Raw genomic sequence first — 12629 nt, 5'->3', positions numbered from 1 at the left:
ACGAAACGACAACAAGCCTGTCTAGTCAGTCGCTTTGGCCTAGGGACGGTTTCGGCTGGCCTTGCGGCAAAGGCGCAATTCTACTCCTAAAAATAACCCCCCAGAGCCTAACGCCCCTGGGGAGATTGTGGTTTAGCCCTAGGTCAACCCTGGGCCATTTGCCAATTTAGCTGTTGGGCTGGGTGGTGACGGCGGTGGCTCCATGCACACCCTGGGCAACCTGCTTGGCCTGTGCCAGAACGCCTTCGGCATCGGGGTTGTACTTGAGAACCACGGTGGAACCCGTTTGGGCTACCCACAGGCCAACGCTGTCGGAAATGTTGGCATCATCGAGGGCTTTGGCCACCCGCTTAGCCAGACCGCTCTCGTCAAACTGGCCATCCAGGCCCACCTTTTCGGGGGGGATGCCAGCACTAGAGGCGGCAGCAGCTACGTTAACGGGGCCAGCCGCAGCGGCTTTTTCTTCTTCTTTTTTGCCGAAAAGCTTACCTAAAAGACCCATGATTGTCTCCTTTTGGGGCGAATTGAATGAAAGGGGGCTGATTCACATCAACTTCCGGCTTAACTTAGCCCTAGCAAGGCCGATAGTCAAGACCGCTTGATACATTACCCACGAAAAATAGGAAACCTACCCATCCCCCATCCCCCATCTCCCATCCTCAATCTTTACTCCCGACTTCCCTGCTGATAGGCCCAATACAGGGCTTCGAGAAAGGTGTCGGTGGTCATTTCTGTGGGTAAACAGTCGAGGCGAAGCTGATCTCGGTAGCGGCGGGCCAGTTGGTCGCTCACCTGGGTTTTGGCCTTGGGGCTGAGGTGGGCGCGTCGTTGCAGAAAATCGCGAATCGTGGCGAGGTCGTCGGGGCTAAGGTGGGCCATGTCGATCAGGGCGAGGAGATCCTGGCCGATGGCCTGGGATCGTTCTGGGATGGTGATTTGGCCGGGGCTGTTGGGGTCTACCTGGACGACCAGGGTGCCCGCCAGCCAGTCTCCCAGCCGTTTTTCCTGGGCCGTGAGCATGATGCAGAAAAAACCGACAAAGAGGATGTCATCCACTGGGCGCAGCAGGGATCGCAGGGTGGCTTGGGTGATGCGTTCGGGCTGGCCATCGTCGCGGATAACGCGGATTTTGGTGTAGCGCTTGCCGGGGCTTTGGCCAAACCACAGGGTTTCAAACAGCACAAAGTAGCCAATATACAGGGCAAACAGCAGTATCAGAAAAATCGCGGTGATCCAAAGTTGGAGGGTTTCGGTGGCGATGGACAGCACGGCGTCTAGGGCGAGAAGCTGCACCAACACCACGCTGTAAATGAGCGATAGGACAAAGAGCCCAGTCCCCAAACAGAGATAATCCACCACCAGGGCCACGGCCCGACTGCCAATGCCCGCCAGCACAAACTCAAGTTCAATGCTTTCGGGGGTGCGAATGGTCACGGTTTTAAACAGACCCATGGATACCGTTTCCCCCTAGAATCCGTAGGCCCAGCGGGCGCGATAGCCTCGGCTGTCTAGATGGGTGAAGCTGGTGGCACTGGCCAAGCCACCCCGGTTGCCCCACCAGCTATCCAGCCGCTTATAGACATCATGGGGATGGAGACCAGAGACATTGAAATCTACGGCATCGCCCTGGAGATGGCGGGATCGGCTGGCCCCGCCCACGGCGGCATTGATGGCCCTGGGCCGATACCAGGAGTTGATGGTGATGGGGCGATCCCCGTAGATTTGGCGGATTTCCTCTAGGGCTTGGGCCATGCGCACGATGCCGTAGACCACCTGGGGATTTTCTGGGATGCGGGTGCCATTGTGGGTGGCCTCGCCCCAGGTGAAATTCCCAGGGCCACCGCTGGGGGTTTTCCAGAGGATGGGATGGTTGGTGTAGTAGATGGCGCTAAAGCCCGGAAACCGCATCGCCTTGCCGGGATCTTTGGGGGTGGCGACTTGCTTGACCGGGCTTTGATCCTGGGGGCGGTTATTGGGTTCGTTGCCGTGGATTTCCACATCGGGCACGTAGGCATACCAAGTATTGCGTCGCTGATCGCCTAAGCCTGTCCCCTCCAGGGCCATTTTGAGGTGGTTGCGTTCCACACTGCCGTAGGAATTCAGCCAAAAAACCGACCCCTTTTTCACGAAAATCTTATCCTCAGCCCCCAGTTCCGCTGAGATCTGGGGTTGATGTTTGAACAACGTATCGCTAATCACACGCAGTTCTTGGCGAGTGCCGGAAATTTTTACATCGGGCTGATAGACGTGCCACGTATTGCGATTTTCTGGCCCCAGATTGGCCCCCGCCAGGGTGATTTTGAAATGGTTCCCGGCGGCGGGTAAATAGCTGAGTAAATCGTACTGGGTGCCCGTTTTTACAAATACCTTTTGGGCATCGCTCAACTGGCTGGAGAGGGTTGGGGATTGCTTAAAGAGGGTGTCGCTCACCACCGTAAGCTGCACCGATGTGGGCACCTCCACATGGGGTTCATACACCAACCAACTTAGGGTGCCCTGGTTATCTAGGGTGGGGGCCGTCAACACCACCTGCCAATGGTCGCCCAAGTCTACGTAGTATTGAATATCTAGGGTTTGCCCCTCCGGCACCAGCACCTTTTCCGCCTCTGGCAGTTGATCCGCCGAGGCAAGGCGCTTTTTAAAGTAGGTCTCTTGCTTCGTTCTGAGATACATGGCGTGGCCCTGCGGATCGGTTGACACAATGCGGTCGGATATGTCCAAATTTTAGGCAGAATTTAGGAATTAGCACGGTTTTCCCTGGGCTAGTGGGGGAGCCTAGTCACGAAATTTAATATAGCCGTTCGCCATGGGGGAATGCCCATTTTGGCCCGGTTGATCGCCCTCACCCCCAGCCCCTCTCCCAGGGGGGAGAGGGGGGCAGGAAGCCCTTTCAAAGTCCCTCTCCCAATGTGGGAGGGGGATTTAGGGTGTAGCTTGCTTCCCGTAGGGTGGGCTGGATCGCGGAAAAAGAGCATGTTTGTGATCTACTGAGACTAGCGTATCGGATTCAGCGGGTATCACGATGTTGAATGGGGCAGCCACTGGAGTAAGGATCAAGCTGGCCATGGTGGGACTGGGGCGCTGGGGGGTGCATCTGCTCCGCAACTTTTTGGCCCTGCCTGAGGCCGAGGTGGTAGCGGTAGTCGAGGCCAATGCCGACCGCCTGAGCCAGCTTCAGAGCCAGTTTAGGCTACCCGATGGGGGACAATGGTATTCCCAATGGCAAACCGCCTTTGCCCTAGAAGGATTGGACGCCGTGGTGATTGCCACCCCAGCCAGCACCCACTACGACCTGATCCACGCCGCCCTAAATCGGGGACTGCATGTGCTGAGCGAAAAGCCTTTGACCCTAGCATCGGCCACCTGCGAGGCGCTGTGTCGTTTGGCCGCTGCCCAGCAGCGGCAGTTGGTCGTGGATCACACCTACCTCTTTCATCCAGCGGTGCAGCGGGGGCAAGACCTCTGCCAGCAGGGGATTTTGGGCGATTTACGCTATGCCTACGCCGCCCGCACCAACCTCGGCCCCGTGCGCCCCGATGCCGATGCCCTGTGGGATTTGGCGATTCACGACCTGGCCATCCTCAATCACTGGATCGGGCAAGAACCGATTCGAGTCAACGCCTGGGGATCGATCTGGCTTCAGCCCCGGCCTCAGGCTCAGTTTCCCCATGGCCTGCGGGATGTGGGCTGGGTGCGGGTCACCTACCCCGGTGGTGTGGAGGCTACGGTACAGGCCAGTTGGCTCAACCCTGACAAACAGCGACGGTTGGGCCTCGTGGGCACCCAGGGCACCCTCGTCTTCGATGAAATGCAGACGGCCCACCCCCTCACCCTCTACCCCGGCCATCTGGAACCCCAGGGCACCGCCTTTGTGCCTGTGGTGGCCCCCGCCGAAACCGTGGACTATGCCGCCGCCGAACCCCTAGCCCAAGTTTGCCGCCACTTTCTATCCTGTGTGCGCCAGCAGCAGCCTTCCCCCCTCTCCTCTGGAGGGATGGCCACCCGCCTCGTGCAGGTGATGGAGGCCATTACCCAATCCGCCGAACAGGCTACGGACATTACCCTGCCCTGGGCTTAGCTAGCCTGCTTCCCCAAGGCCGAGGACGAATTGTAGGCGCTGGTTGGCGGCCTCTAGGTCAAACTTTTCGGGGTCGAAGTCGTAGCCTGTTTGTTCCCAGAGTTCGGCATAATCGGGGTCTTCGGGGTCATTGAGGCGGTCGAGCAGGTCTTCGTAGCCCCAGACGCCCGCGCAAAATTCGGGGGGGCAATGGCGTTCTCCGGCTAGGCAAATCGGCAGAGAGTCGCTGGTCTGGGCGAGTTCCACGGCTTCTAGGGCCACTCGATGCAGCCAGCCGAGGGCGGGGGCATAGGTGTAGCGCAGGCTGTCTCCTGGGTGGCGCAGCACGGAGGATAGGCGTGTGGAGGGGTTAGCCTCGGTGACAGATCGACCACCGGAGGCGTTGGGGAGGTGAAGGTGAGCCTCGGCTTGGCCCGACCAGCCCATCACGGCGGCCAGAATGGTAGGCAGATCGGCTAGGGGGGTATCGGCCCACACCCGCAGGCTACGCCAGATGGGTGGGTCGCTATCTAGGATATCAATCCGAAGCCGATAGCAGAGGGGAGGGGTTTCTGAATCCATGGACATGAATTTAACGCTGGGCCTCTAGGACTTGGGGACTGACCAACCCCCGGTGGGGGTGACCTTGCCCCGTGAGTTGGCTTACCCAGCCTAACCCCTCACTGGTGCCGACCCAAACCTTATTGCCCACGCCCGGTGCCACGGAGAGAATTTGGCTAGAGGGCAAGAGCGGTACTCGGCCCAGCAGTTCGCCGCTGTCGGCCCGGATTTGAAACAGCCCATCCGTGGTGCCGACCCAAAGGTTGCGGTTTTGGTCAAAGCCAAGGGTCTGAACATTCCGGTTGCGCAAAGCGGCCACGGAACGCACCAGTTCCGACCGCACCGGATCGACCACAAACAGCCCCGCTGGCGTACCCACCCAGAGGTTGCCCCTTGGCCCCAGGGCAAGGGCTTGCACTGCTCCCCCCGGCAAATTGCCCACCCGCCCCATGGGAAAAGCGCTGGCGGTATTGATCTGCACGAGGCCATCCAGGGTGCCCACCCAGAGGTGATTGTTGCCGTCTAAGCTGAGGGCATTGGCGCTGACCCCCTCCAAGTCTTGCAGGGTGGTCATCAATAGGCCACGATCCGGGCTAATCATCGCCAGCCCTCGGTCGGTGCCTGCCCACAAAAAGCCCCGATGATCAATCAGCACAGACAGCACCCGGTTGGAGGGCAGCGTGAAGTTTTGGGCAGTAATCTCGTTGGTGCGTGGATCGACCCGTACCAGCCCGGTAAAGGTGCCCGCCCAGATACGTCCGGCCCGATCCTGGGTTAGCGCCTCCAGGGTGCGACCGGGAATTGCCACCCGCCGCTCGATGTTGCCCGTTTCGGGATGAATGCGGATTAGCCCATTCCAAGCTCCCACCCACAGGCTACCCATGAAATCGGGCTGAAGGGCGGGCACTCGGTAGGGGCTGGGGGCGGACTGGGCCAAGAGTTCGGGGCTGGGGAATGCCGATCCAGGCGTCTGAACGTCCACCCGTGCCACGGCAGGCCAAGTGGCGGCCCCCATGTCCGCTGGCAACGGGGCGACCTCAGTGGGGCGACCTAGCAACGACGACAGCAGCAATAGACTTAACACGGCAGTTTCCTCCCCAGGCTGGCTAGGGTTAACGCACCGGGGAATGATAGCTATCCCCCCAGCCCCGCCGTCAACCCCTCTGAAGGTCAAAGTATACCTAGGTTTTCCCTGGGCAGTGCAGATTTTCGGTAGAGGTTCACTGCCGCCCACACCCTGGCCCCTCGGTGGGCTTCTCGGTGGGCTTCTCGGTGGGCTTGGCCTCGCCCTAGATTTTGCCTATGACTAACCTGAGTTTGGGATAGGCCAAAGACTGCAATCTCTAGAAGACTGTTTCTGGCTTGGGCTGTAGCCCTTACCCTAAATCCCTCTTCCTGTGGGCTACTAAGTACACACAAGTCATCGATGCTGACCTTGCCAGGGATTGATCCCCCCTAGATCCCCTTTTCAAGGGGGGAACCGGAGTCAAAGTCCCCCTTTTCAAGGGGGATTTAGGGGAATCTCCCAGCCTTTGACCAGGGGCAACGAGATCTATGTATGTAGTAGCCCAGGAAGGAGGGGGGATCTAGCGCATATCAAAGTCCTTCTCCCGATGGGAAAAGGCTTTAGGGTGAGGACTAAAACGTGAAGTTGAAGTGGGTTTCTCAAGATAGCGCTTAGCCTATCCTGCATTGAGGTTAGCTACCAAAAGTCTGAGACTTGATAGCCTAGCTCGGCCAGCATGGTACGCAACAGGGGCAAACTGAGGCCGATGACGTTGCTGTGGCAGCCCTCTAGTTTTTCGATAAATAGGCCACCCTTGCCGTCGATGGCGAAGGCTCCGGCACAGGCCAGGGGTTCGCCGGAGTTCACATAGGCGGTGATGGTGTCGTCGTCGATGTCGGCAAAGTAGACGCGGGTCACGGCGGCACGGGCGAGGCAAAGGCCGCTGGGGGAAATCAATACGTGGCCTGTGTAGAGGTCGCCCACTTGGCCACGCATAGCTTGCCAGCGGGCGATGGCGTCTTCTTTGCTGTCGGGTTTGCCGTAGATTTGGCCGTTGAACGCCAGCACCGAATCGCAGCCCATCACCATGGCATGGGCGAACTGGGGGGCCACGGTTTTGGCCTTGTGCTGGGCCAGGGTAACCACATGGCGGGGCGGATCGGGTTCGTCGATTTGGGATTCGTCAAAGTTGCTGGGGCAGACGAAGGGATGAATCCCCGCCCCCACTAGCAATAAACGGCGGGCCTTGGAGGCAGAGGCCAGGACAAATTGAGGTCTGGAGGAAGGTGCAAAGGACATGGGGCCAAAGGACACACGAATCAGCAGGGAATCTATAGCTATCGCCAACTTTGTCAGGACAAGGACAGTGGGTTCGTCCTGAGCTTGTCGAAGGGCATAGTTTTAGGCTGGGTCTGGGTGATGGGCTTTCTCCGCCGGAGAGGCTACGCCAACGACAGGCTCAGCCCGAACGGGTCTCAATCAAAAGGGCTACAGCTATAAATTGAACACCCCTTGATCCGCAGGCTACTGCTTATCCATCAGGCTCTATCTTGCCTTGTGCCTGGAGTTGGCTCCCCTCCGCCCCCCTCATAGAGAGTGGGGAACTGGATTCAAAGTCCCCCTTTCCAAGGGATAATTTAGGGGAATCTCCTAGGCGATTATGGTACGGATCGGAAATGTGTACTAGCAGTAGATCCAAGGATAGGGGGTAAAGGCGAGGGCCGTCCTAGGGCCAGGATGCCCTCAGCATTAGGCAGGGGAGGCAGGCTAGGAGACCTTGAAGGAGGCCACGGACTGCTTTAGGGTGTCCTTCATTTTGTCCCAGCGGTCTTCGTTGGTGGAGGCGTTGAAGGTGTAGAGCTTGCCCCGGCGCACAATGGCACTGGCCAGGTTGTGGCGGGTTCCGGCGGGCAGATCAGCCACGTATTCCAGGATGTAGTAGGTTTTGTTGTCGGGGGTGTCGATGCGCTGGGCACTCACCAGTTCCACATCGCTGCCATTCTCGGAGATGGCGTTGAAACTCTTGGACAACTTGTAGCCGACATCGGTGGGAGTGCCCAGATCCTCCAGTTTTTTGTCGTCGGGCACGTCGCTAATCACCACACTAACGTTTTCGGTTTCGTGGATGATGTCGTGGAAAACCACATCGGCGGCACCGGGTACGATCACTTCAACCCAGCCCGTGGGATACATGAAGTCGTAGCCGTCGTAGGGATCGGAGTAGCTGAGGAGGCCACCGCCACCGCCCACACAGCTTTGCAGGGCAACGGCAAACACAAGGAGGAACAGGGTGGCCAAACGCTTGAGCATGGGTTGAAATCCTTCGGTCATCGTCGCTTTTATTGTCGCATTGAACGTTGTTTCTAGCTTCCCTTGTCTGTCTGACAGAGCGGTTGAGGGCGATGGAGGTTAACTGTTTTCAGCAGGCTTTTCAAAAAATAAAAGGTGCTGTTGGGGCAAAGCATCGTCGGTTTTCAGCCAGCGTAAGCCCACGGTGGCCATCTCGCGTTTGACCTGGGCCTCGCTCATTTTGTGGAGGCGCTTAATCATCACTAGGGGGTTTTCCGCCCGATATTCCGCCAGCACCACCCGCCCACCGGGTTTGAGGGCTGTCACAATGCCCGTCATCATTTCGCGGGGGTAGGCAAATTCGTGGTAGGCATCTACCATCAGGGCCAAATCTAGGGTGTTGGGGGGCAGGTTGGGGCTATCTTCTTGGCCTAGGACAGGCTCCACGTTGGTGATTCGCATGGCGGCTAGCTTTTCGCGCAGCAGGGCCAGCATTTCCGGTTGTACATCCACCGCCAACACCCGCCCCTGGGGCACCCGCGCCGCTAACCGAGTCGCGAAGTAGCCTGACCCAGCGCCAATATCCGCCACGATGTCTGTAGGCTGCAACTCCAGACGATCCACCGCCAGCTGGGGTCGTTCCTGCAACAGGCGGCTAGGCCGATCTAACCAGGCCGCGCCCTCATGGCCCATGGTTTTGGCAATTTCTCGACCCAGGTATACCCGACCAATGCCGTCTTGGCTGGGCGTGACGGATTGATAGTCGGCACTGGCGGCTAGGGGCACCGTTCCGCAGGCGGTGATCCAGCCACAGACTAGAATCACCCCGAACCATGTCCTCAGTCGATTGGCGCGATTCATCCAGGGGTTCATCCCCGTCTGGAACCCAGGTTGCGTTGCCATGGCCCTACGTAATTGCCGTCACCATAAATCCTATCCTGGATTATTCAGAAGCCGCGAGAACAAAGCTAGGGGATGACCGTAGCCCCACGGATAAAGATTTGTCCCTCTGCCCGGAACTTAGCGGGGGCTTGATGGATCAGTAGGTATAGCCTGAAACCATGAAGACCTATGCTGTTTTCCCATCGTCATTGGGCTGGCTCTCGGCCAGCCACTACGCCATCGTCCCATCCTCGGCGCACGGCTTCGCTACGTTTCATCGCCGTAGTAGGTTGCGCCCTGCTCGGCAATGGTGCGATGGCCCTACCTCGCCCCTCAGCGGCTTGGGGGCAAACGGTGGCCTCCGCTACCGTCACCGAGGTTCTAGATAGCGATCAGGTTTTTATCCAAAATCGACAGGCCGCCGTAAATAGTGTGGCCCAACGTCAGCAGCGGGTGCGCACCCAATCGGCCCGTACATCGTTGCGGTTTAATAACGGGGCAGTGGCTCGCTTAGCTCATAACTCTAGCCTGATGGTGGGCCAATGTGCCCAACTCAGCCGAGGAACATTGCTGGTCAATGGATCTCTCAACGGTTGCTCCACGACCACGATGGCAGGAGTGCGGGGCACCCTGTACACCCTAGAGGTCACGGAAGAGGGTGAAACCACCGTTAAGGTTTTTGAAGGAGAAGTCTTGGTGGGCCAGCGTTCAACGGATCTCGCCCCTGATGAAGGGTTGATCCCCGAGGAGGATGTTGATACTGAAGAGGCCTCTGGTGCTAATGAGGATTCTGATGCCGATGGAAACGAGGGAGATGAAGACGGGCTGAAGCAAGTCTTCGATCAGGCTGATTCAGCCACACCTACCGAGGATCCCCAGAACCCTGGCCACAACGACAGTGCCCCTCAGCCTCAGCCTCAGATCGATCTGAGCGCTCCTAGTGGGGATGACGGCAAGGTTGAACCTGCCGAAACGGTGGACTTTAACCCAGATACCGTGCTGGTCATTCGCGAAGGGCAGCAGGTAATGATTAACGCCGAGAGTGATCTAGCGGTGATTAGCCGTCTCACCGTTGACGACTTTATCAATTTAGTGGAAGGGCCGTTAGTTCAAGGCTTTAGCGATCTGCCAGGCATCAGTGACCTCCAGCGCGTCTTTCATCGGCTATACCCCAGGGTTCCATCCCTACCCCCGATTCTGTCGGTACCGTCCCTCATTATTCCTCAGCCGCCGACCAATCCGCCGACCTCACCCACCTATCCACCTATCTCCCCTGGCCCCTTATTCCCCTAACCCCTGCTTAACATTGACTCAGAAAAACGCCATATTTACGCAACCTTAATCTATTCTCGGTATGGCCTTAAGCTCTAACCGTCATGATTAGAGACCATTGTGGTTTGGCTGGCGGACAAGGGGATGGGGCCGTGTTGAAAAATGCCTTGGGTTCATCCCATCATGCCCAGGAGCCTGAGCGAATTCTGGTCATTGATGACGAAGATTTAATCCGCGAGACTGTTGCCATGGCCCTCACCGATGAGGGCTATCAGGTCGTCATGGTGGAATCGGGGCAGCAGGCTGTGGAATTGATGTTTCCGCCCTCTAGCCAAAACGCCCTGCGGGTCGATCTCGCCATTGTGGATCTCATGCTACCGGGCGTAAACGGACTGGATCTCTGTCGCATGATGCGGCATCATCGCCTGGAGATCCCGATTTTGATTCTCAGTGCCCGAGGATCGGAGCTTGACCGCGTGGTGGGGCTAGAGGTGGGGGCCGACGATTATCTGCCCAAACCCTTTGGCATGAGGGAATTGATTGCCCGCTGTCGAGCCTTGCTGCGCCGCTATCAGTGGAGCCCCCCAACGGTAGGTAACTCCGTCCTAGCCTGCAAAGACATCGTCCTTTACCAGGAAGAACTGCGGGTGGTCGTGGCGGGACAGGAGGTGGCCCTCTCGCCCAAGGAATTTCGGCTTTTGGAGCTGTTTATGCGTGCCCCCAACCGGGTCTGGTCGCGGGAAGATCTCATCCAAGCGGTGTGGGGTGACGACTTTATGGGGGATCGCAAAACCGTCGATGTCCATATCCGCTGGCTGCGGGAGAAAATCGAACCCGACCCCAGCCATCCCCAATACATCATCACGCTACGCGGCTTTGGCTATCGGTTCGGCTAGGCTCAGCAGATGCCCCCATGCTCTCTACCGACATGCGCTAAAGAGCATAGGATTGCGGGGTACAGGCCGTCGTAGGTCTCCTCGTCTGAGACTTTTGGGGGAAGGCCTCAGGCTTTTGGGGAAACCAAATTCACCGGATACTTCTCGGCCAAAAACAGGCGGGCCTGTTCGCGGTCATCGAAGTGGATTTTTTCGGTGCCGAGGATTTGGTAATCTTCGTGACCTTTGCCAGCAATGAGAATCCCATCTCCCGGCTGAGCCATCTGAATCGCCATTTGAATGGCCTGGGCGCGATCACCAATCACTGAGTCTGGCCCCAGTTCTGCCGGGATGCCCGCTACCACATCCTGCAAGATTTGTTCTGGGTCTTCGGTGCGGGGATTATCCGAGGTGACCACCACCACATCGGCCAAGTCGTAGGCAATCCGGCCCATTTGGGGGCGTTTGGTGCGATCCCGATCTCCGCCACAACCAAAGACGCAGATCAACCGACCAGGCACAAAGGGCCGCGCCGCCAGCAGAGAGTTTTTCAAACTGTCCGGCGTGTGGGCATAGTCCACAATCACGCTAATGGCTTGGTCAGGGGTAACTTTCACCTGCTCCATCCGCCCCGGTACGCCGCCAAAGTTGGGCAACACCGCCGCAATGGTTTCTAGGTCAACGCCCAAATGCATCGCCGCCCCCACCGAAGCCAGCAGGTTTTCCAAATTAAACTGCCCCACCAAGGGCGAACTAAAGGGCACCGTTCCCGCCGGAGTTTTCAGTGTCCCCGTTACCCCATTGGCCTGATAGGTGAGGTCGCCTGTATACAGGTCAGCATCGGGATTTTGGGTGCTGTACGTCCACACTCGGTCGGGGGAAAGTTGGGCCACCAGACGTTCCCCATAGGGCGTATCGGCATTCACAATCGCCCGCCCAGTTAGATAGTTTTCGCTGAACAGCAGCGCCTTGGCGTTGAAATAGTCCTCCATATCCCGGTGATAGTCCAGGTGGTCTTGGGTGAGGTTAGTGAACACCGCCACCTCGAAGGGGCAACCCCACACCCGCTTTTGGGCGAGGGCATGGGAACTGACTTCTAGCACCGCATAGCGACAGCCCGCCTCCCGCGCCGCCGCCAAATCCGCCTGAAGCTCCACCGCAAAGGGGGTGGTATACAGGGCCGTTTGTTGATGACCGGGCCAGCGGCTATAGAGCGTCCCTAGCAGTGCCGTGGGCTGTTCCGCCGCCTTTAGCAAATGCTCGATTAAGTGGGTTGTCGTCGTTTTGCCGTTGGTACCCGTTACCCCCACCAAGCCCATTGTCTGGGCGGGTTGGCCGTAGAATGCCCCTGCCACCGCCGCACAGGCCAGGGCCATATCGGTCATCGGCACCACACAGGCGTTCCCCTCAGCGGGCCGATTTTGCAAGGCTGATTCTGAAACCAACGCAGCCACCGCTCCAGCCTCTAGGGCGCTGGGCCAAAACTCGCCGCCATCCACCCGCGTCCCCGGCATCCCGATGAACACCTCCCCCGGCTGGCAGGCGTGGGAATTGGTAGACAGTCCCTTCACCTCGCCATCCCCCTGATCGGCGGATAGCTCAAACCCCGGTGCGATCAATCCTGCGGGCAAGGTTTCAAGCAGTTGGCGCAAATCCATGTCAGCAATCCCTCACATCACGGAAGTTG

Annotated in this window: 12 protein-coding genes; 3 read left to right on the top strand and 9 right to left on the bottom strand. The window is 58.4% G+C overall.

Annotated features, from left to right (window positions below):
* Window positions 1–166: 166 nt before the first annotated feature.
* The 3 genes from H6G62_RS06455 to H6G62_RS28540 form a co-directional block, all read right to left on the bottom strand.
* The gene (locus H6G62_RS06455) at window positions 167–502 is read right to left on the bottom strand and encodes a hypothetical protein (RefSeq protein ID WP_190493296.1); all 336 of its coding nucleotides are present in this window, start codon (window positions 500–502) and stop codon (window positions 167–169) included.
* Window positions 503–666: 164 nt separating this feature from the next.
* Window positions 667–1452 (bottom strand): RDD family protein, encoded by a 786-nt coding sequence (locus tag H6G62_RS06450; RefSeq protein ID WP_190493295.1) that lies wholly within the window; start codon window positions 1450–1452, stop codon window positions 667–669.
* 15 nt (window positions 1453–1467) lie between these two features.
* Complete coding sequence (locus H6G62_RS28540; protein ID WP_190493294.1) at window positions 1468–2700, bottom strand: D-Ala-D-Ala carboxypeptidase family metallohydrolase; 1233 nt, start codon at window positions 2698–2700, stop codon at window positions 1468–1470.
* Window positions 2701–3022: 322 nt separating this feature from the next.
* On the opposite strand from H6G62_RS28540, the gene H6G62_RS06440 reads away from it, so the two are divergent.
* Window positions 3023–4078 carry a Gfo/Idh/MocA family oxidoreductase gene (locus H6G62_RS06440; protein ID WP_190493293.1) on the top strand — a complete coding sequence of 352 codons (1056 nt, stop codon included), beginning with the start codon at window positions 3023–3025 and terminating at the stop codon, window positions 4076–4078.
* On the opposite strand, the gene H6G62_RS06435 is transcribed toward H6G62_RS06440, so the two are convergent.
* The 5 genes from H6G62_RS06435 to H6G62_RS06415 form a co-directional block, all read right to left on the bottom strand.
* Complete coding sequence (locus tag H6G62_RS06435; protein WP_190493292.1) at window positions 4079–4639, bottom strand: plasmid pRiA4b ORF-3 family protein; 561 nt, start codon at window positions 4637–4639, stop codon at window positions 4079–4081.
* 10 nt (window positions 4640–4649) lie between these two features.
* Window positions 4650–5702 carry a two-component regulator propeller domain-containing protein gene (locus H6G62_RS06430; protein WP_347239299.1) on the bottom strand — a complete coding sequence of 351 codons (1053 nt, stop codon included), beginning with the start codon at window positions 5700–5702 and terminating at the stop codon, window positions 4650–4652.
* Window positions 5703–6320: 618 nt separating this feature from the next.
* Complete coding sequence (locus tag H6G62_RS06425; protein WP_190493334.1) at window positions 6321–6923, bottom strand: Maf family protein; 603 nt, start codon at window positions 6921–6923, stop codon at window positions 6321–6323.
* A 468-nt stretch (window positions 6924–7391) separates the two neighbouring features.
* Window positions 7392–7934, bottom strand: a complete 543-nt coding sequence (gene psbP, locus H6G62_RS06420) for a photosystem II reaction center PsbP (protein WP_190493291.1) — start codon at window positions 7932–7934, stop codon at window positions 7392–7394.
* A 99-nt stretch (window positions 7935–8033) separates the two neighbouring features.
* Window positions 8034–8816: a class I SAM-dependent methyltransferase gene (locus H6G62_RS06415; RefSeq protein ID WP_190493290.1), complete on the bottom strand. Its 783-nt coding sequence runs from the start codon at window positions 8814–8816 to the stop codon at window positions 8034–8036.
* A gap of 168 nt (window positions 8817–8984) precedes the next feature.
* On the opposite strand from H6G62_RS06415, the gene H6G62_RS06410 reads away from it, so the two are divergent.
* Complete coding sequence (locus tag H6G62_RS06410; protein WP_190493289.1) at window positions 8985–10088, top strand: FecR domain-containing protein; 1104 nt, start codon at window positions 8985–8987, stop codon at window positions 10086–10088.
* Window positions 10089–10234: 146 nt separating this feature from the next.
* The gene (locus tag H6G62_RS06405) at window positions 10235–10963 is read left to right on the top strand and encodes a response regulator transcription factor (protein ID WP_242051854.1); all 729 of its coding nucleotides are present in this window, start codon (window positions 10235–10237) and stop codon (window positions 10961–10963) included.
* A 107-nt stretch (window positions 10964–11070) separates the two neighbouring features.
* Here the strand turns inward: H6G62_RS06405 and H6G62_RS06400 are convergent, their stop codons facing one another.
* On the bottom strand, window positions 11071–12600 hold the full coding sequence (locus H6G62_RS06400) for a UDP-N-acetylmuramoyl-L-alanyl-D-glutamate--2,6-diaminopimelate ligase (protein WP_190493287.1): 1530 nt from the start codon (window positions 12598–12600) through the stop codon (window positions 11071–11073).
* Window positions 12601–12629 lie beyond the last annotated feature (29 nt).

It is taken from the genome of Phormidium sp. FACHB-1136, assembly GCF_014697375.1.
Classification (GTDB): domain Bacteria; phylum Cyanobacteriota; class Cyanobacteriia; order Phormidesmidales; family Phormidesmidaceae; genus Nodosilinea.
This window is presented reverse-complemented; position numbering and strand designations above follow the sequence as displayed.